The 18607-nt window shown below is 71.0% G+C and carries 15 protein-coding genes and 4 pseudogenes; 9 read left to right on the top strand and 10 right to left on the bottom strand.

What is annotated here, in order from left to right:
- Window positions 1-71 precede the first annotated feature (71 nt).
- Entirely contained in the window at window positions 72-275 is a 204-nt protein-coding gene (locus tag ACIRFH_RS34485) for a nuclear transport factor 2 family protein (RefSeq protein WP_403529859.1), read from the top strand.
- Window positions 276-522: 247 nt separating this feature from the next.
- Here ACIRFH_RS34485 and ACIRFH_RS34490 read toward each other — a convergent pair whose 3' ends face one another.
- Window positions 523-924, bottom strand: a complete 402-nt coding sequence (locus ACIRFH_RS34490; protein WP_403529862.1) for a RidA family protein — start codon at window positions 922-924, stop codon at window positions 523-525.
- Window positions 925-1025: 101 nt separating this feature from the next.
- Here ACIRFH_RS34490 and ACIRFH_RS34495 point away from each other — a divergent pair, with 101 nt between their 5' ends.
- Window positions 1026-1409 (top strand): winged helix-turn-helix transcriptional regulator, encoded by a 384-nt coding sequence (locus ACIRFH_RS34495; RefSeq protein ID WP_403529865.1) that lies wholly within the window; start codon window positions 1026-1028, stop codon window positions 1407-1409.
- 200 nt (window positions 1410-1609) lie between these two features.
- On the top strand, window positions 1610-2686 hold the full coding sequence (locus ACIRFH_RS34500) for a YihY/virulence factor BrkB family protein (protein ID WP_403529867.1): 1077 nt from the start codon (window positions 1610-1612) through the stop codon (window positions 2684-2686).
- 59 nt (window positions 2687-2745) lie between these two features.
- Here the strand turns inward: ACIRFH_RS34500 and ACIRFH_RS34505 are convergent, their stop codons facing one another.
- Complete coding sequence (locus tag ACIRFH_RS34505; protein WP_403529870.1) at window positions 2746-3900, bottom strand: enolase C-terminal domain-like protein; 1155 nt, start codon at window positions 3898-3900, stop codon at window positions 2746-2748.
- Window positions 3897-4028 (bottom strand): hypothetical protein, encoded by a 132-nt coding sequence (locus ACIRFH_RS34510; protein ID WP_403529873.1) that lies wholly within the window; start codon window positions 4026-4028, stop codon window positions 3897-3899. Before ACIRFH_RS34510 ends, ACIRFH_RS34505 begins: the two co-directional genes overlap by 4 nt.
- Window positions 4029-4096: 68 nt before the next feature.
- Here ACIRFH_RS34510 and ACIRFH_RS34515 point away from each other — a divergent pair, with 68 nt between their 5' ends.
- Complete coding sequence (locus tag ACIRFH_RS34515) at window positions 4097-4438, top strand: hypothetical protein (RefSeq protein WP_403529876.1); 342 nt, start codon at window positions 4097-4099, stop codon at window positions 4436-4438.
- Window positions 4439-4512: 74 nt separating this feature from the next.
- On the opposite strand, the gene ACIRFH_RS34520 is transcribed toward ACIRFH_RS34515, so the two are convergent.
- Window positions 4513-6018 carry a SulP family inorganic anion transporter gene (locus ACIRFH_RS34520; RefSeq protein ID WP_403529879.1) on the bottom strand — a complete coding sequence of 502 codons (1506 nt, stop codon included), beginning with the start codon at window positions 6016-6018 and terminating at the stop codon, window positions 4513-4515.
- A 400-nt stretch (window positions 6019-6418) separates the two neighbouring features.
- Here ACIRFH_RS34520 and ACIRFH_RS34525 point away from each other — a divergent pair, with 400 nt between their 5' ends.
- Window positions 6419-6832: a MerR family transcriptional regulator gene (locus ACIRFH_RS34525; protein ID WP_403529881.1), complete on the top strand. Its 414-nt coding sequence runs from the start codon at window positions 6419-6421 to the stop codon at window positions 6830-6832.
- Between the two features lie 803 nt (window positions 6833-7635).
- Window positions 7636-8241, top strand: a complete 606-nt coding sequence (locus ACIRFH_RS34530) for a dihydrofolate reductase family protein (RefSeq protein ID WP_403529884.1) — start codon at window positions 7636-7638, stop codon at window positions 8239-8241.
- A 357-nt stretch (window positions 8242-8598) separates the two neighbouring features.
- On the opposite strand, the pseudogene ACIRFH_RS34535 reads toward ACIRFH_RS34530, so the two are convergent.
- Both ACIRFH_RS34535 and ACIRFH_RS34540 read right to left on the bottom strand, forming a co-directional pair.
- Window positions 8599-8874, bottom strand: a pseudogene (locus tag ACIRFH_RS34535) (ABC transporter ATP-binding protein); the annotation flags it as partial.
- Window positions 8875-8964: 90 nt separating this feature from the next.
- A pseudogene (locus ACIRFH_RS34540) lies at window positions 8965-10657 on the bottom strand (2-isopropylmalate synthase).
- Window positions 10658-10796: 139 nt separating this feature from the next.
- Here ACIRFH_RS34540 and ACIRFH_RS34545 point away from each other — a divergent pair.
- The gene (locus tag ACIRFH_RS34545) at window positions 10797-11582 is read left to right on the top strand and encodes a thioesterase domain-containing protein (RefSeq protein WP_403529887.1); all 786 of its coding nucleotides are present in this window, start codon (window positions 10797-10799) and stop codon (window positions 11580-11582) included.
- A 70-nt stretch (window positions 11583-11652) separates the two neighbouring features.
- On the opposite strand, the gene ACIRFH_RS34550 is transcribed toward ACIRFH_RS34545, so the two are convergent.
- Window positions 11653-12093, bottom strand: a complete 441-nt coding sequence (locus ACIRFH_RS34550; protein ID WP_403529890.1) for a hypothetical protein — start codon at window positions 12091-12093, stop codon at window positions 11653-11655.
- A gap of 543 nt (window positions 12094-12636) precedes the next feature.
- The gene (locus ACIRFH_RS34555) at window positions 12637-12924 is read right to left on the bottom strand and encodes a DUF6355 family natural product biosynthesis protein (RefSeq protein ID WP_403529921.1); all 288 of its coding nucleotides are present in this window, start codon (window positions 12922-12924) and stop codon (window positions 12637-12639) included.
- Between the two features lie 395 nt (window positions 12925-13319).
- Between ACIRFH_RS34555 and ACIRFH_RS34560 the strand changes: the two are divergent.
- Both ACIRFH_RS34560 and ACIRFH_RS34565 read left to right on the top strand, forming a co-directional pair.
- Window positions 13320-13415, top strand: a pseudogene (locus tag ACIRFH_RS34560) (dihydrofolate reductase); the annotation flags it as partial.
- 252 nt (window positions 13416-13667) lie between these two features.
- Window positions 13668-14252: pseudogene (locus ACIRFH_RS34565) on the top strand (IS5 family transposase); the annotation flags it as partial.
- 17 nt (window positions 14253-14269) lie between these two features.
- Here ACIRFH_RS34565 and ACIRFH_RS34570 read toward each other — a convergent pair.
- Both ACIRFH_RS34570 and ACIRFH_RS34575 read right to left on the bottom strand, forming a co-directional pair.
- The gene (locus tag ACIRFH_RS34570; RefSeq protein ID WP_403529893.1) at window positions 14270-18163 is read right to left on the bottom strand and encodes a hypothetical protein; all 3894 of its coding nucleotides are present in this window, start codon (window positions 18161-18163) and stop codon (window positions 14270-14272) included.
- A complete protein-coding gene (locus ACIRFH_RS34575; protein WP_403529896.1) occupies window positions 18160-18591 on the bottom strand; it encodes a hypothetical protein in 432 nt (143 codons plus the stop codon). Before ACIRFH_RS34575 ends, ACIRFH_RS34570 begins: the two co-directional genes overlap by 4 nt.
- Between the last annotated feature and the right edge of the window lie 16 nt (window positions 18592-18607).

Consider the following 18607-nt stretch of genomic DNA (forward strand, 5'->3'; position numbering starts at 1 on the left):
CGCCATGCTCCGCGACGGGACCTTCTACGAAGCGCGCATCCCCGCAGCAGTCACCACATGACCAGCTCGGCTTGACGAAAGACATAGAGGCACCCCCCGGGGAGATCGTGGACGCCGGGGACCTCGTCATGGCACTCGGCCACTACAGCGGCACCAGCCTGGCGACCGGAGATCCGACGAGGACACGCTTCGTGCACGTGTGGCGGTCGCGGAACGGCGTCCCCGGGCACTTCGAGACCGTCCTCGACACCCGCACCATGGTCGCCGCGACATGAGCCCGAGCATCACGGCGGTGGGTCATCGTGCGCTCCGCCGCGGCGCTCACCGTGGCGGCCGACGGCACGGTCCCGGAGAACGGCACCGTCTGCTCGTGACGGGCGCCCCCTCGCCCGGGGGCCGCCCGCCGTGTTCCGGACCGGCCGGACCAGCCGTGCCACGCGTTCGATCCGATGCCGGGCGACCGACCCGGGCCGCGCTCGCCCGGAGCCCCCAGAGGGCTGTGCGACGTGCGGGGAAAAGACCTCAGGCGGGCAGTTTCGTGTCGACGACGAAGCTGATTTCGACGACCTGGCCGGGCAGGGTCAGTTCAGTGACGCCCAGGACCGTGCTGGCCGGGCGGTGCTCGCCGAAGTACCCCAGGTTGCCCGCCGCCGTCGCCGCGGCGTTCTGCCGCAGGTTCACCACGTACAGGGTCTGCGAGACGACCTGGTTCCGGGTGGCGCCGTAGTGGTCCAGGACCCTGTCCATGTTGGCGTAGGTCTGCTCGAGCTGGGCGGCGAAGTCGCCCGCGTGGAGGAACTCTCCCGCCTCGTCGAACGAGAGCTGTCCGGAGACGTGGATCAGCTCGCCGGACTTGATCGCCTGCGAGTAGCCGAAGTCGCTCTCGGCCTGCACGTCATAGGTGAAGACATCAATGGTGGCCACGGTGTTCGCCCTTCCGGTGTGCTCTCTTGTGGTTACTCGGAAACTGTAGGAGAGTGTCTGCTGACCTGGAAGAACGCACTTTTCGGTGACTGAGGAACCTGATGGTGACCAAGCAGCTGCTCAAAGGCCTGCCCGAGGACGCCGACCTGCGGCGCGCGGATTCCCTGGCGCGGGAGATCTTCTCGGACGTCGCCAACAAGTGGGCGCTCCTGATCATCGAGGCGCTCGGCGAGCGCACTCTGCGCTTCAGCGAGCTGCGGGACGAGGTCGAGGGCGTCAGCCACAAGATGCTCACCCAGAACCTGCGCATGCTGGAGCGCAATGGCCTGGTCGACCGGAAGGTGCACCCCACGGTGCCGCCGCGGGTCGAGTACACCCTCACCGAGCCGGGCCGGGCCCTGCGCACCGCGGTCGACGCCATATGCGGCTGGACCCACCGGTACCTCGGTCACATCGAGAGCGCACGCGGCCGTTTCGACACCTGACGGGCACGCGGCGACACCCCGCGCGTCGGTAGGTGAACAGGGCCGCGCCGACCTGGCAGCGGAAGTTCTCCCGCGACGGAGTGGTGAAGCCGTAGCCGTTGCCGGGTTCGGTGGACCGGCCGCCGCCACTCGCGCAAGGCCGCTCGGACACGACACACAAGCCCGCCGCGCCCGCGTCGGGCCGGTTCCCGGGAGACGCCATGGAGGCCCTGCGTCGGTTCGACGCGTTTCAGCGTCGGCACCGCTGGTGCGGCATGCCGCTCGGCGTGGTGTACAAGTTCGCGGACGACCAAGGGATGTATCTGGCCGCACTGATCGCCTTCTACGGGTTCCTCTCCCTCTTCCCTCTTCTGCTGCTCCTGGTGTCCTTGCTCGCGGCGCTGCTCCAGGGCGATCCCGCCCTTCAGGAACAGGTCCTGGAGTCCGCGCTGCGGAAGTTCCCCGTGCTGGGTGACCAGTTGAAGCAGAACATCCACTCCTTCCGGAGCAACGGCGTCGCTCTCGCCGCGGGAGTGATCGGAAGCCTCTACGGCGGACTCGGCGTGGCCCAGGCCGTGCAGACCGCGCTCAACAAGGTGTGGGCCGTCCCCCGGTACACGCGTCCCAACCCCCTGCTCTCGCGCGTACGCGGGCTCATGTTCATCGGGCTGCTGGCCATGGGGCTGCTCGCGACCACCGGGGTGTCCGCGGCGGCGTCGTTCACCCGGATCTTCGGGTTCGACGTGGGCGGCGGGCTGCGGACCGGTGCCGTCCTCGCCGTCGTCCTGCTCAACGCCGCCCTCCTGGTCATGACCGTCAGGATCCTCACCCCGGCCCGGATCGGCGCACGGCACCTCTGGGGCCCGGCCGTCGGCGGTGCCTGCGCCTGGCAGGCTCTGCAGTGGGGCGGTACGTACTACGTGCGGAACTACCTCAACGGTGCCAGTGCCACGTACGGCATGTTCGGCATCGTGCTGGGGCTCCTGGCCTGGCTGTATCTGGCGGCGGTCGTCTTCGTGCTCACCCTGGAGACCTCAGCGGTACGCGCGCACAGGCTGTGGCCCCGGAGCCTGCTCACCCCCTTCACCGACAACGTCCGCCTCACCGACGCCGACCGGCGCGCCTATCGTTCGTACGCCGTCACCGAGAGCTTCAAAGGGTTCCAGAAGGTCACCGTCGAATTCCATGGCCGCCCCTTCCCTGAAACGGGCGGTACATCCGGCGCCGCTTCCGCCGGCGGGCTGGAGGCCCCCGATGACGGCGGAGACGGAAGCCGCCGTGGCCCCGACGCCGGCTGACGAGGTGCCACGGGCTCCTCCAGCGCTTCAGCGAGCCGACGGGCGACGGTTCAGACCGTTCAGACCGGTCGCGTTCCGTACACGCGGTGGGGCTCGGCGTCGGCCCACTTGACGTCCAGGCCGAGCCCGGGACGGCCGGGGTCGGGGCGCAGGGCACCGCCGTCGGGCGTCAGTGTTCCGTCGAACAGCAGCTTCTCGACGCGTACGTGGTCGTGGAAGTACTCCAGATGCCGCAGGCGGCGCACCGCGCAGAAGGCGTGGGCGGAGACCGCCGGGGCGCAGTGGGCCGAGAGGTCGATGTTCCGTGCCGCGGCCAGGCCCGCCGTCTCCAGGACCGCCGTGATGCCGCCGCACCGGGTGACGTCGGCCTGGAGGCAGTCGACGGCGGGCGGCTCGAGGAGGTCGACGAAGTCGCGGGAGGTGAAGGCGTACTCCCCCGCCGCGATCTCCAGGCGCTCCGGGCCACGGTCGCGCAGCATGCGCAACCCTTCCAGGTCGGCGGAGCCGACGGGTTCCTCGAACCAGCGCACGTCCCATTCGTCGTGGAACCTGCGCGCCCAGTACAGGGCCTCCTTGCGGGCGAGCGCGCCGTTGGCGTCGGTGAAGACCTCCGGCCCGTCGCCGATCGCCTTCCGCAGCGCCGTCAGGCGCTGCGGGTCGCGGCCGGGCTCGCGGGAGGTCTTCAGCTTCACTCGGGGGATGCCCTGGGCGACCCAGCCGGCGAGTTGCCCGGTGAGCCGGTCGAGGGAGTAGTTGGTGAAGCCGCCGCTGCCGTAGACCGGCACCCGGTCGTGACAGGCGGGCAGCAGCCGGATCAGCGGGAGGTCCAGCAGCCTGGCCTTGAGATCCCACAGCGCCACGTCGACGGCGGAGACGGCCATCGCGCCGACGCCGGGGCGGCCCGCGTTGCGGATCCGCGCACCCATGCGATGCCACAGCGCCGGGGGTGCGGTGACATCCTGCCCGTGCAGCAGCGGGGCCAGCTCGGAGTTCACGAAGGAGGCGACGGACACGTCTCCGTAGGTGTAGCCCAGACCGGTCCTGCCGCCGGCGTGGACCCGGACGAGGACCAGGGTGGTGGAGCCCCACTCCAGTGTCCCGTCCTGTTCGATGCCGTCGGGGCCGTCGGTGGGCACGTCGAAGGCGTGCACGTCGACCGCGTCGACGGGGCGCTCCGCCGGTTCCGCTCTCCCACGGGTGCCGCGTCCGGTCACGGGTGCCGTCCCGGAAGGTGCTGGACCGGTTCGACGGCCGTCCGCCGTACGCCCTGCGCGCAGCCGCGGGTCCGCCGGGCACCCCGCTCGGTCGGGCATTGCAGTACGAAGTCGGCGACCGGCGTCATGGTGTCCTCCCTCGGACAGAACTCTGCCGCTCTGCGGGTGACCGTTCCCCGCCGGGCGTAAACGGAGCGTGGCACTGTGGGACCTCAAGGCCGGGCTGCCGGACCTCCCGCTGATCCGGCTGCTGTCCCGCCCACCGCCCGCGGCGACCGCGCTCCCGGTCACCTCCGGTACCTCCCGCCCCGGATCGCCGCTGTACGGCATGCCGACCGGTCCGGTCCCGGTGCTCGTCCTTGCCGCCCTGCTCACGTGGGCGGCGGCCCCGGAGGGCGGGCAGGGACAGGGCCGGCGTCACGGGGACGGGCCGGCGGTGGGCGTTCGCGCAGGCCGCGCCGGCCGGACGACGCGCGGGGCCCGGAGGTTTCGCGCCCACGACACCGCACGCCCCGCCTCGGAGAAGGCCGGTGGGTGAGGTACCCGTCCCGACGAGAAGAGGACCCAGGCGGTCGGGCCGGGGTCCTCTGACGTGAGCGTGCGGCACGGTGGTCAGTGGCTGCCGGTGAGTTCGCCGGTGAGTCTGCCGTGGAGGTCGGCGCTGGGGTCGTTCAGGCCGGTGATCTCGACGGTCTTGCCGCGCTGCCTGTACTTGGTCTCGATCGCGTCCAGGGCGGCGACGGAGGAGGCGTCCCAGATGTGGGCGGCGGACAGGTCGATGACGACCTTCTTCGGGTCGCCCGCGTAGTCGAACCGGCCGACGAGGTCGTTGGAGGAGGCGAAGAACAGCTCCCCGGTGACCCGGTAGACGACCGCGGCGCCGTCGGGGTCGGTGACGGCGGTGACGTGGGCGAGATGGGCGACGCGCTTGGCGAAGACGACCGTGGCGGTGAGGGTGCCGACGACGACGCCGATGGCGAGGTTGTGGGTGGCGACCACGACGATCACGGTGATGACCATGACGGCGATCTCCCCGGCGGGCATCCGCTTGAGGGTCTTGGGGGCGATGGAGTGCCAGTCGAAGGTGCCGAAGGTGACCATGACCATGACGGCGACCAGAGCCGCCATGGGGATGTCGGAGACGACGGGGCCGAAGACGATGCACAGCACCATCAGGAACGAGCCCGCGAGGAAGGTGGAGACACGGGTGCGGGCGCCGGAGACCTTCACGTTGATCATGGTCTGGCCGATCATGGCGCAGCCGCCCATGCCGCCGAAGAAGCCGGTGACGATGTTGGCGATGCCCTGGCCGATGGACTCGCGGGTCTTGGAGGAGTGGGTGTCGGTGATGTCGTCGACGAGCTTGGCGGTCATCAGCGACTCCATCAGACCGACCAGCGCCATGGCGAGGGCGTAAGGGGCGATGGTGGTCAGGGTGTCGAGGGTGAAGGGCACGTCGGGCAGGCCGGGCACCGGCAGCGAGGACGGCAGTTCGCCCTTGTCGCCGACGGTGGGCACCGCGATCCCGGCGGCGACGGTGATCACGGTGAGGACGACGATGGACACCAGGGGCGCCGGAATCACCTTGGTGACCCTCGGGAAGAACACCATCAGCGCCAGGCCGCCGACGATCAGCGGGTAGACCGGCCAGGGCACGTCGTGCATCTCCGGCACCTGCGTCATGAAGATCATGACGGCGAGGGCGTTGACGAAGCCGGTCATCACCGAGCGGGGCACGAACCGCATGAGCTTGGCCACGCCCACCGCGCCGAGCACGATCTGGAAGACACCGGCCAGAATGACGGTCGCGACCAGGTAGCCCAGCCCGTGCTCGCGGTTCACGGGGGCGATGACGAGCGCGACCGCGCCGGTGGCGGCGGAGATCATCGCGCGGCGTCCGCCGACGACGGAGATCGTCACGGCCATGGTGAACGAGGCGAACAGGCCGATCGCCGGGTCCACCCCGGCGATGATCGAGAACGAGATGGCCTCGGGGATCAGGGCCAGGGCGACGACGAGACCGGCCAGGACCTCGGTGCGCCAGGCCTTCGGATCGTTCAGCCAGTCGGGCTTGAGGCCGCGCAGCCGCGCGGCGGGAGTCACAGCAGCAGAAGACAAGGAGATGCGTACCTGTCGTGCTCGGGCACGCCCACTGGCAGGCCGGGCGTGCGGTAAGGACGCGCGGGGGCCGGGCCGGCATCCCGCGGACGACCCGCGGAGCAGGCCGGAGGTCAGGGGGACGCAAGGCAGGGCGGCACACGCCGGCGGCCGGGCGGCTCACATCCGGGGGCGAGGTCTCAGGGCGGGCAGGTGGCGGCGATCGGCGTCATGGGCTCGCGCACGCTCTCTCTCCCGCAGGAATCGGTTCTTCGCCGGGGGCGTCATCGGCCCCGGAACGGCAGTGACGGGGCAGCCCGGCCGCCCTCACCACCACTAACTCTACCCTAACGTTAGAGTAGAGGTCGGCGGGGCCGCACGGGACGCGGACCGCCGCGACGAGAAGGGCCAGGACACGGGCGTGGACGACAAGCACATGCAGATCGGCGAGGTCGCCGCGCGGACGGAGCTGTCCCTGCGCACCATCCGGCACTACGAGGAGACCGGCCTGGTCATCCCCTCCGCCCGCTCCCGGGGCGGGTTCCGCCTCTACACCGAGACCGACGTCGCCCGCCTCATGGTCATCCGCCGGATGAAGCCCCTCGGCTTCACCCTGGAGCAGATGCGCGACCTGCTCGACGCCACCGACCGCCTGGACGGCGACGACGCTCTCGACGCCGGCGAGCGCGAAGCCCTCCTGGAGCGCGTCCGCACGTACCAGCGGGCCGCCGCCGAGCAGGTGGAGAAACTGCGGATCCAGCTGGCCCGCGCCGAGGACTTCGCCGCCACCCTGGCCGCCCGCCTGGAACAGAACGCTCCGGCCGCCCGCACCTAGTGCCGCGGCACCAGACGGACACCGGGCTCGCCTCGAGTGTCTCCCTGAGTTCCGGCCAGGCCGGTTCCTCGACATCGACCAGCTGACTCGACTCGCGCATGCCCGCATCGTCGCACCCCGCCGTACGCCCCGGTCGGCAGGTCTCTTCGACGAACCGCCCGCCCGTCCAGAGGGTCTCTCAGCCGGGAGGCGGTGCGCGCCGTGGCGCAGCATCCGCTCGACGTGCCGCAGGGGACTCCCGCCGCGTGGCAGCCCGCTGTCCGGCCCGCCCCCCGTCACGTTCCGCTGCTTGGCCGGCCAGTCGGCGATGCCGGCGCAGAGAGCGAGGCCGCCGGGGTTGTGGGCGAGGAGATCCGCGAGATCTGCCCGGGCCTCGGAGGCGAGGCTCCCGAGGCGTACGCCTGGTAGCGCGGCGAGCAAGGCGCCAAGGCGGCCGCCCGGCCGGGCGCGGCGTCGCCGAGAACGACGCGGCCGACCGCCCCGCAGCTGCGCACCCCGCCACCGCAGGGGCACCGCCAAGGAGGACGAGCTGCACCAGCGCACGCTCGGGCACGGCCCGACAGGCTCCGTCATCGGCCTCGGCACGCACGTCCGCGGCGGTGGCGTCGGTTGCCGCTGCTCCGCACCGACGTCCTCCTCGGCCGTGCGACCGCACGCACCGGCCCCCGCCCGGGCCGGCCAAGAGGTACCGCACCTCACGGCCGGACTGATCCGAACGACGGTCCCAGGGCTGCGCCGCGGAGGTTTCCGCCGATGAGTTTCCGGTGGTCGTGCGGTCTACCCGTCGTCGAAGGGAGCGCACCATGCGCAAGATCATCGTTTGCACGTTCCTGACGCTGGACGGCGTCATGCAGGCGCCGGGCGGTCCGGACGAGGACGCTCAGAACGGCTTCGCGCACGGCGGCTGGCAGAAGCCGGTGTCCGACGACGAGGTCGGCGCGGCCGTCTCCGGTTGGTACGAGTCCTCCGACGCGATGCTGCTCGGCCGCAAGACGTACGAGATCTTCGCGTCGTACTGGCCGACCGCCGATCCCGGCGACCCGTTCACCGAGCGGATGAACGGCATGCGCAAGTACGTGGCGTCTGGGACCCTGACGTCCGTCGAGTGGCAGAACTCCACACTGCTGGAGGGCGACACCGTCGATGCCGTACGCAAGCTGAAAACGTCCGACGGCGGCGACATCAACGTCGTCGGCAGCGGCGACCTCGCCCAGACCCTCATGCAGCACGACCTCGTCGACGAGTACCGGCTGACCATCCACCCTGTGATCATCGGCACCGGCAAACGGTTGTTCGCCGACGGAGCGGTCCCCACCGCGCTGGAGCCGGTCAGCGTCTCGACGACGAAGGGTGGCACCATCGTCGGCGTCTACCGGCCGACCGGCAAGCCCGGCTACGACAGCTACTGACCCGATCTTCGATCACCGGCCTCGGACGGCGCGTCGCACGTGATCACTCGGTGCGGCAACCGGTAACCGGCGGCCCCGAAAGCGGCCTCCGCCTGAACGCGTTGTGCTCCGGCCGAGAAACACACGCGTCCAGCACGAAGGGCGTGAGGACGAGTCTGCGGCACCGTCATGCCCGGCAGGAGGACTTGACCCAACCGGCATGCCTCCGGCGCGAGTTCCCCTCCTGTCCGACCGCTCGTCCGGATGCATCGTCCGAGTGGGCGGACGCGGTGTCGGAGGGGAACGCGCCGGCACGACTGTCAGCCCGTCCCCCCGCCGCTCCGTTCGCCCCGGCTCCCCCACCGGCGGCACGCACGCACGCACGCTCCAGCGTCCGTCGGCGCGGGTGAGGCGGACGGAGTGGTCGAAGCACTTGCCGACCTGGTCGCTGGTCAGCACCTCGTCGGCCGGGCCGGAGGCGAGGCAGCGCCCGTCCCGCGGCAGCATCACACGGGTCGTCCCTGGGGGGAGTTCCTCCAGATGGTGGGTGTCCAGCACCGACGCCAGACCTGTGGTGGGCTCGTCGGGCACCAGGAGCCGGGGGCTGGGCATGAGGGCCCGGGCGATGAGCTCACGGCCCCGTCCCCCCTGGGACGGCCCGGACGGTCAGGGACACCTCGTGCAGGATCGGGTTGCCGTCGCGTACGACGTCCACGTCCCGTACGAACAGAAGCGGGGGTGTGCTCACGAGGTGACCCGCCCGGAGCGGTTGACGGCGGCCATGACCGCGTGGACGGAGGCGGTGAGCACCGAGGTGCCCAGCCCGCGCCCCAGCGGACGACGTCGTCGACGCGGCACTCGGCGTAAGCCACGGCGGGGCTGTTCGGGCCGATGGCGGTGGAGTGCTCGGCGTAGCCGAGGATGTCGACGGTGACGCCGATGCCGCGCAGGGCGTCGGCGAAGGCGGGCAGGGGCCCGTTGCCGGTGCCCTCGCAGAGGTGCTCCCGGCCGCCCGTGCGCAGGGTGCAGGTGAACCGGTGCTCGCCGGGGGCGGGTTCGGCGGTGTTCCAGGACTCCAGCGTGACCGGACCGTCCAGGGCCGGGGCGAGGTAGGTGGTGCGGAACAGTTCCCACAGCTCCCACAGCTCCCTGTGCGACAGCTCCTCGCCGGTGGTGTCGGTGACCTGCTGCACTGTGCGGGAGAAGTCCGGACGCATGGCCCGGGGCAGGTCCGGGCCGTGGTGGGTGTGGAGGAGGTGGGCGATGCCGCCCTGGCCGGACTGGGAGTTGACCCGGATGCTCTCCTCGTACGTGCGGCCGATGTCACCGGGGTCGATGGGCAGGTACGGCACCGCCCACGGCGCCTGCTCGACCGGAACGCCCTGCTCGGCGGCCTGCTTGGCGTGGTGGGCCATACCCTTGGAGATCGCGTCCTGATGGGTGCCCGAGAAGGCCGTGTGCACGAGGTCGCCACCGTAGGGGTGACACGGGTGGACCGGCAGCCGGTTGCAGTGCTCCACGACCTCGCGCACCGCGTCGATGCCGGAGAAGTCGATCATCGGGTTGACGCCCTGCGCGTACAGGTTCAGCGCCAGGGTCACCAGGTCGACGTTGCCGGTGCGCTCACCGTTGCCGAACAGGCATCCCTCGACGCGCTGCGCGCCCGCCAGGACGGCGAGTTCGGCGCAGGCGACGCCGGTCCCGCGGTCGTTGTGCGGGGGAACCGAGAGGATCACCGACTCGCGGCGTGCCAGGTGACGGTCCATGTACTCGATCTGGTCCGCGTACACATCGGGAGTGGCGATTCCACGATCGCCGGCAGGTTGTGGACCACCGGCCGGTCGGGGCCGGCCTCCCACAGTTCGGACAGGCTGTTGCACACCTCCAGCACGAAGTTCGGCTCCGTGAGGTTGAAGGCCTCGGGGGAGAACTCGAACCGGATGTCGGCATGCGGTCGTTCCTCGACGCGGCGCAGCGGACAGGTGGCAGCCTCGTGGATCAGAGCGTGCGCCTCCGGGCGGGAGCGGCCCAGCACGACGTCCCGCCAGGTGGGCGCGGTCGCGGTGCGGAGGTGGACGAGGGTGCGGGGCAGCCCTTCGACGGAGGCGACGGTCCGGTCGATCAGGTCCTGCCGGGCCACGGTGAACACGGAGACGGTCACGTCGTCGGGGACGGCCAGATGCCGTACGAAGTCGAAGCCGGTCCGACTCGCGGAGGGGTAGCCGACCTCGATCTCCTTGAAGCCCATGGTGACCAGGAGATCGAACATCCGGCGCTTGCGCTCGGTGTCCATCGGCTCGGCCAGCGCCTGGTTGCCGTCCCGCAGGTCGACGGGCACCCACAGCGGCGCGCGTTCCGGACGGCGCGACGGCCAGGTGCGGTCCGTCAGCGGCAGGGTCACCCGCTCGTGCGCGGGCTGGTAACGGTGGTGCGGCATCGCGCTGGGACGCTGGGGGTTCCATCGGGGCGCGTCCGTCGGGAGATCACCGGAGGGGGTGCGCAGCGTGGGGAACCGAAGCAGACGCTCGCCCTGCTGCTCTCCCTGTGACCACGGCACCCCTTGGAGGACGGTGGGCATGACGGACGCCCCCTGGATACCCCACTACTCCCTGCCCGTGCCGCCCGCCACCTCCTGGCAGGTCCTGCCCTTCCCGCACTCGGACGGCTCCGCCGATTCCTATCGGCCTCTCGCCGCACGACCGGCCGGCCTGGCGTCGGCGGCCGGTGTCCGCCGTCCCGGGCGTGCGGAGCGCGGACGGAAATCCCTCTTCGCCGCCGTACACGTACTCGCGGGCCAGGTGGCCGAGACGCTCGCCGCGGTGTGTGAGGACGACCCCTTTCTCCTGCTCGGCCATAGTCCGGGAGCGGTGGTGACCCATGGGGTCGCCCGGCACCTGCCCGACCAGCGGCGGACGCGCCGGCCGCCTCCGGGCATCCCGCGCCCTCCCGGCCGGAACCGCCGGACCTCGGATCCCGCCGAAGACGGTACAAAGGACGCGGACAAGCCACTGACCGAGTTCGTCCGGTCGCCGAGCGGATCCTCCTCGGCCGTTCCCTGCACAGACCCGGGAGTAGGGCCGGAGCCGGGAGTGTCTGATCAACGGCGTTGCGCACACTGCCGCGGATACCGCTGCCCGCCGGGCGGGTGTTGGGGCCGGCGAATCTTGCGCCGGCCGGGACGCCGGGGCAGGTGGCGTCCCAGCCGGCGTCGTGACCGGGGCGGGGCCAGTCGGCGCCGCGTTTCCCGCACGCTTCACGGTCGAGTCCGGGGCCGTAGCAGTAGCGGGAGCGTCCGTAGCGGGTCCAGCAGTGGCCGGGTGGTCCCGCCGTCCGCAGTGGGATTCGGGGCGCTAGGCCCGTAGTCGCGAGCGGGAACGGGTACTGCCGGTTCAACGCGCGTCCGCAGTCTGCCCTGTGCCGCTCTTGCAGTGATCAGTGGAGGGTGTACTCACATATGTGCTTGCCGTCGGTGCCACCAGGATCCTCGGCGACCTTCTTGTCGTCGACGGTGATCGAGCAAGGAGCCGCGGCGAACTGGCCGTTGGGCAGTTGCACGGTGCCCGGCACGACGGACACCGTGATCCCGACCTTGCGTTCGGTGCCGTTCAGGGTGAGCTTGTCCGACTTCTTCCATGGCAGGGTGACCTGCTCGAAGTGGTTCGTGTCGAGGTTCCAGCCCATACTGGTCGTGCCCTTGCCGCCGACTTCCAGGGTGATCTCGTAGGTCTTGTCCTGGCCGCTCGGAACCGGCTTCGATGACGACGTGGTCGTGCCCTTGTCTGCGTCCTCCTTCTTCCCGTCGTCGCCGCTGCCGCACGCGGTCATCAGCCCGGCCGTGGCCAGGAGCGCCACTATGGTTGTCGTCCTGCGCATGTGCGTATCCCCGTGGTGCAGGTGTGATGTGGTGTCGAAGCATCGTAAGCGGGGCTTGTTCTCACGTCGGCCGCCGGGTCCAGGAGGACGGCCGGGTGCTCCGGTACCAGCCGATGAGAAGCGACCAGCAGCGCCACCACCGCGACCACACCATGGATGCGGCAGCGGCTCGTCCCGCTCCGCTGCCGCATCCATGGTGTGGTCGCGGCCGCAGAGCCGCAGTTGGCCCAGGTGTACCGGCTGCCTGCGAACTTCCTCGGCGGCCGCCTGCCCGCAGACGACCGCGAAGCGCTGCGGGGTGTGATCGATGCGGACGTACGTCAGACGCACGCATACCGACGCCACCGGTGAACGACTGCGCAGCGGACGCGAGCGGACAGCCGCCGCCCGGTAGGCAGCACCCCAGGACGGCACCGCCACGCAGGAAGGACCCGGCCGAAACCGGGACGGATCCTGGCGCGGGCCGGCATTACCGCGGCGGCCGTTCCCGCCGTCCTGGCGATGTCCACCTCTACCGGGCAGCTGCTGCCCTGGCTGCTCGGATCAGCAGGTGCGGCCGGTGTACCACGCGCCAGAGACATCAGAACTGGACCCCAGCCAGGTCACGCCCGGTCCCACACACCGCTCGCTGTTCGGCCCCCAGTCATCGATCTCGATGACGATGCGCGAGCCGTCCGAGGTGCAGTGGTTGTAGTAGGAGTCGGAGGCGGTCGCGAAGTAACCGCAGGGATCTGCTGCGGCCGACCCGGCACTCATGGTGACCGCGCCGACGGAGGCGAGACAGAGAGCGAGGGAACCAAGGGTCCCCGTCACGATACGACGAACACGCAAGGCGAACTCCAACCAGTAGAGGGGCCGGTAGCCCGAGCCGCCGGGCACCTGCCGATCCGTTGTCGAGGCCCCTAGGCTCACAGCTTCAAGACAGCCGCTCTGTTCGCTGGTGGCATCGTTCACCCGGCGAATCGATTCACCCATGCTCCGATCAGTTGATTTTTGCCAATCCACCGCCCGGGAGGGCTCCGTTACTGACCTTCAAAGCGTGGTGTCGGAGGACTGACGGCCCATGATCCCTGAGGTATCCCGAGTGCATGGGGTATGCCCAGGGCGGTGGCCTGACCGGTGAACGCCGGTCGGTGCAGCGCTGGCGCAAAGCCTGGCCACAAGGCGGGCCGAGAGCCCTGGCCTCGAAGGGCCCGGCGTCGCTGCCGCTGCTGAGCGACGACCTGTTCGCCGTGCTGGACAGCTGGGGGAACCTGAACCTGGTGGAGACGCGGATGTTTCCCGGCGGGGTGGTCCTGACCGGGTACGAGACGAGGCGCTGAGCAGCAGCGCCCACGCGCTGGCCTCGATCTTTCGTGGCTGGCGGGGACACCGGGTTTGCCCCCGCGTCCCTTGAGTCGTCGCCGCGAAGTCGTCAACCTTGAAAGATGCACGAACAGCAGCAAAGTGCCGACGAGCGCAGCAAGCCGAAATTACCCGCTCGGTCCGTGTCCCCGCCCCGGCCCACGGCCCTGTCCGTGCCGACGGTGGGCGGACCGGACCGGCCCGGCTGGGCCCCGCCGAACTGAGGGACATCCAGCGTGCGGGACCAGCCTCATCCGGTGCTGCTGAAGAAGCTGCGGTCGAAGAACAAGCTGGACCGGTCAAGGGCGGTGATCGACTCTCCCCCTGGCTTCGCCGGGGGCACCCCCACCCACGTCAGGGCGACCCGGCGGGGCCCCAAAGCGGGCCCCGCCCGGTCGGCCGCGCGCGGCCGGGCAGCAGGCACCACGTCCTCACCGACGGCCGGGGCATCCCGCTCGCGGTGTCACTGACCGGCGGAAACCGCGGGCGACGTCACCCAGCTTCTGCCCCTGCTCGACAAGGTTCCGCCGATCGCCGGTGTCGTGGGCAGACCGCGCCGACGGCCCGACACACTCTTCGCGGACCGCGGCTACGACCACGACAAGTACCGCCGACTCCTGCGGCAGCGCGGCATCCGGCCCGCGATCGCCGAACGGAGACAGCCGCACGGCACCGGCCTGGGCGTCTTCCGCCGGATCGTCGAACGCACCATCTCCTGGCTCCACGGCTTCCGCCGCCTGCGCATCCGCTGGGAACGGCGCGACGACATCCACGAAGCGTTCCTCGGTCTCGCTACCTGCCTCATCACACACCGCCACGTCCAGAGACTTTGTCAGGACCTCTTACAGGGCGGGTTGTACGGCAGTTGGAGAACGTATCGGCTCCATTGCTGCTGGCTCAGGGCTCCAGAGCTCGCAGCGCAGATACGACTGATGGCGGACTCGACGTTCAGGTCCCAGAGCGTGGCCACGCCGTCGTCGGTGGTGGCGGCCAGGGTCTGACCGTCCGGGCTGAACGCCATGACGGCGACGAATCCGGTCTCCACGGTCAGCGGCCGGCCGATGGGGGTGGGATGGTCGGGATCTGTGACGTTCCACAGGTTGATGGTGCCGTTGTCGGTGTGACCGGACGCTGCGAGAGTATGCCCGTCCGGGCTGAACGCCACCGACCCCAGGCTGCCGCCGGGCACCGTCAGGGGACTGCCCCTGCGCGTGAGGTGGTGGGGGTCGGTGGCATCCCACAGGGTGACGGTGCCGCTGCTGTTCCCGGTCGCGAGCGTGCGGCCGTCCGGGCTGAACGCCACCCAGGTTTGGGTGGCGGTCGGCTGACGGATCGGCTGCCCGATGCGGACCCCGGGGTCCGCCGTACTCCACAGTCCGACGGTGCCGTTGCTGCCGTCGCCGCCGGCCGCCAGCATCGTGCCGTCACGGCTGAACGCCAGGGACATGGCGGACTTCGTGGCGGAATTGAAGATGCCGGTCCGGGCGACGGGGTTTTCGGGGTCGCTGACGTCCCACAGGGCGATGCCACCACGCACGGGGTCGTCGCCGGCCGCGGCCAGGGTGTGGCCATCGGGACTGAACGCCAGGGAGAAGACGAGCCCGTTCGCCCCGGTGAGGGTCTCGCGGAGGCGGACAGGACGGTTGGGGTCGGAGGTGTTCCACAACGTGACGGTGCCGCCGCTGTCGCCTGCGGCCAGGGTGCGCCCGTCCGGGCTGAACGCCACGGCGTCGACCGGCTCCTCGGGGCCGGTGAGCGGACCACCGCGGGGAGCGGGGTTGTCAGGGTCGGAGGTGTTCCACAGCGAGACGGTGTTGTTCTGGTTTCCGACGGCCAGGGTGCGCCCGTCGGGACTGAACGCCACGGATGCCACGTTGCCCCCGGCACCGATGATCCGGGTCGGCGGCAGACTCCACAGATCGACGTTGCCGTCGGTGTTCCCAGCGGCGAGGGTGCGGCTGTCGGGGCTGAACACCACGTCGGTCACCGCCGCGCCGGGACCGGTCAGCGGCCGGCCCAAAGGGCCGATGGCCCCGGGGTGGGTGACGTTCCACAGGTGGATGGTGCGGTCGGCGCTGCCGGCCGCCAGGGTGTGGCCGTCCGGGCTGAACGCCACCGACATGACGGGTTGGGCGGGACCCGTCAGCGGCTTGCCCAGGGGGGCGGGGCGGCCGGGGTCCGCGACCTTCCACAGATGGACCTTGCTGTCCCTGGATCCGGCGGCCAGAATGTGGCCGTCGGGACTGAACGCCAGGGACATGACGTGATGCCCGGCCTTCAGGGAACGGCCGCGGCCGGGGTGGGCCGGGTCGGTGGTGTTCCACAGACCGATGGTGCCGGCGTCGTCGTCGCATGCGGCGGCCAGAGTGCGCCCGGTGGGGCTGAACGCGATGTGATGGGAGAAGACGTCGGGGCAGTCGAGATCCAGGGGTGTTCCCGCGGGGGTGACGTCGTCGGGGCGGGAGACGTTCCACAGGCTGACGAGTCCGGCGTGCCATCCGGCGGCCAAGGTACGGCCGTCGGGACTGAACGCCAGTGATTCGATGGTCGTCGCGGCGTCCAAGCCCTGAACGGCGGGACTCTTCAGCCGGTCGAGCAGGACGGGGTGGCTGGGGCTGGTCAGGCTCCACAGGTCGACGAATCCGCCGGAACGGCCGTCGCCGTTGTCGCTGGTGTGGCCGCCGACGGCCAGGACCCGGCCGTCCGGGCTGAACTCAAGCGACAGGATCGAATTGACGGAACGGTCCACGGGCACGGGCCGGCCCAGCGCTACCGGACGGCCGGGATCGGAGACGTCCCACAGCCTGACGAGGTTCTGGTGGACGTTCCCGGCCGCCAGCATGTGCCCGTCGGGGCTGTAGGCCACGGTGTACACCGCGCCGCTCGGGCCGGGAAGCCGAGTGGCCAGCGGTGTGTTCTCGGTCGTGATGAGCCGGGACGCCGCTTCCGGAGTCGGGTCCATGCGGTAGGCGGTCAGAGCGAGTTGGGCGGACAGCGAGGGATCGGTCGGCGCCAGTTGCACGGACGCGGAGGTGACGGCGGCGTTGATGGCCTGGTCTCGGGCCCGCAGGGCCCTGGCGGCGGCGTCCCGCGCGTGGGACTCCTGCCGGAAGGCGAACACCGCGGTCAGTGAGGCGACCACGGCCAGGGCGGTGATGGTGGCGACCGCGGCGCGCCGGAGCCGTTGTCCGCGCCGCTGGTGATGGTGGGAGGCTGCCAGAAATGCCCGGGCCGCGCCGCTGAGTTCCGGCCCGTGCGCTTCGGCCCAGGCGAGTGCGGCCTCCAAGCGGTTGCCGCGGTACAGCGCGGCCGCCTCCCGGCCGGCCTGTTCCCAGAGCCCGGCCGCCTCTTCCACATCCTGTCGTACGAGGTTCCCGTTGCGGTCGTGCTCGATCCAGTTCCGCAGCCGGGGCCAGGCACGGATGAGCACCTCATGTGTCATCACCACCGTGTCCCGGTCCCGGGTCAGCAGCCGGCCACGGGTGAAGTCGTCCAAGACCCTGGCGGCCGCTTCCCGGTCCGGCGCGTGACGCAGCAGTTCGTCGCACCGGACGCGTCGGCGGCTGTCGTCGGCGTCGCGTCCCACGATGACGAGCCGCAGGAACACCCACCGTGCGGCCTCGTGGCAGGGCGGCGGCAGCGCGTCGTAGAGCCTGTCCGCCGTGGTGGCGATGGCGCCCTGGATGCCGCCGGTGACGCGGTATCCGTCCACGGTGAGCGTGTGGCCGTGGCGTTGCTGCCAGGTGGCCCGCAGCGCGTGTGCGAGCAGCGGCAACCGGCCCGTGGTGCTCTTACCGACGGGTCCGCCGACCGCGCCCAGGTCCGCCAGCAGCACCTCGACCAGGCCGTCTTCGACGTCGAGTCCCACGCTGCGCGCCGGGCGGCGGATGGCGTCCTTGAGTTCGTCCTCCGTCATCGGCTCCAGCAGGACCGGTCCGGCCTGGAGCGCCGCCCGGAGCTGCGGATGGGCCGTGCACGCGGCATAGAAGTCCGCGCGTACTCCCAGCACCACGACCGCGCCGCCCGTGGGCCGGGCCAGACGGTCGAGCACGTCGATGAGCCACTGCCGGTCGGTCTCGTCGCCGCAGGCCGTGAAGATCTCCTCGAACTGGTCGACCACGACGACCAGGCCCGTGGAGGGGGACTCCCCGGTGGGCGCCGGTTCACCGGCTCCGGTGATCTCTCGCAGCTCGGCAAGACACCGTGCGGGATCGGTCCGCCACACCGCCGCTGTGCGTCGGGCGGTCTCGGCATCGAGCCCGGCGGCGGCCGCCAGTGCCAGGGCCGGGGATGCCGTCGGGGTCAGCAGCAGCCGCGGCCAGGTGCTCGAACCCGCCACCGGAAGCCGGCCGTCGTCCAGGGCCGGCAGTACCCCGGCTGCGAGCAGGGACGACTTCCCGGCCCCCGAGGGGCCGATCAGCACCAGCGGGCCGCCCTCCCGCATCCGGGCGTCCATCCGCTCGCACACGAGGTGAACCATGCGCTCACGGCCGTGGAACCACTGCTTGTGCCGCGCGCCGAACGGGGCCAAGCCCGGGTACGGGCACAGCACTTGGTCGGCGCCGGGGCCGGGCACGGTTCTGCGCCCCTCGTCACCGAGACGAACGTGGATGTCGCGTCCGGCCTGGAAGACGCTGCCGCCGCCGGTCGCGCTCGCCTCCTGCCGTTTCGGTTGCCAGAGGGGCGGCCCGTCGGGGAGCGGGGCACCGGTGCTGCGTTCCGTCACGCCTGACCGCCCCTGGTGACGGTCATGTCCCGGCCGGCCAGGAACGCGTCGCCACCGGAAACGTGTGCCTCCAGCGTCATCGAGCCAGTGATCTGCTGTCCCGTGGTTCCGGCGGAGCGCGGTTCCTCGCCGAACAGCGCGCGCAGTTCGTCGACGGCGCCCGGCCGCGTGGCCATCAGCCGGATGATGCGGGCCTGCCACTCGGCGACCAGCAGCCCTTGGAGCTCCTCGCCTTCTCCCGTCTGCTGCGCCTGGAGCAACTCACCCCGCGTGTCGGTGAGTTCCTCCTCGACGCGCTCCGGGTGCGCGGACCGCCACAGCGACAGGACCGAGGACTTGACCGCTGCCCAGCCGTCCGTCGCCAGCAGGTCGATCAAGCGCGCCGCGGCCACCGATGCCAGTCCGGCGAGTTCCACACTCGTCTCCATGTCTTCTCCTTGTCCC

Origin of the sequence: Streptomyces sp. NPDC093586 (genome assembly GCF_044764905.1) — a bacterium.
GTDB lineage: Bacteria > Actinomycetota > Actinomycetes > Streptomycetales > Streptomycetaceae > Streptomyces.

Bases quoted from the DNA above. Each gene is read 5' to 3' on its own strand.
- ACIRFH_RS34530 (WP_403529884.1), top strand. From the start codon at position 7,636: ATGCGCAAGATCATCGTTTGCACGTTCCTGACGCTGGACGGCGTCATG.
- ACIRFH_RS34495 (WP_403529865.1), top strand. From the start codon at position 1,026: ATGGTGACCAAGCAGCTGCTCAAAGGCCTGCCCGAGGACGCCGACCTG.
- ACIRFH_RS34550 (WP_403529890.1), bottom strand. From the start codon at position 12,093: ATGCGCAGGACGACAACCATAGTGGCGCTCCTGGCCACGGCCGGGCTG.
- ACIRFH_RS34575 (WP_403529896.1), bottom strand. From the start codon at position 18,591: ATGGAGACGAGTGTGGAACTCGCCGGACTGGCATCGGTGGCCGCGGCG.
- ACIRFH_RS34500 (WP_403529867.1), top strand. From the start codon at position 1,610: ATGGAGGCCCTGCGTCGGTTCGACGCGTTTCAGCGTCGGCACCGCTGG.
- ACIRFH_RS34510 (WP_403529873.1), bottom strand. From the start codon at position 4,028: ATGACGCCGGTCGCCGACTTCGTACTGCAATGCCCGACCGAGCGGGGT.
- ACIRFH_RS34545 (WP_403529887.1), top strand. From the start codon at position 10,797: ATGACGGACGCCCCCTGGATACCCCACTACTCCCTGCCCGTGCCGCCC.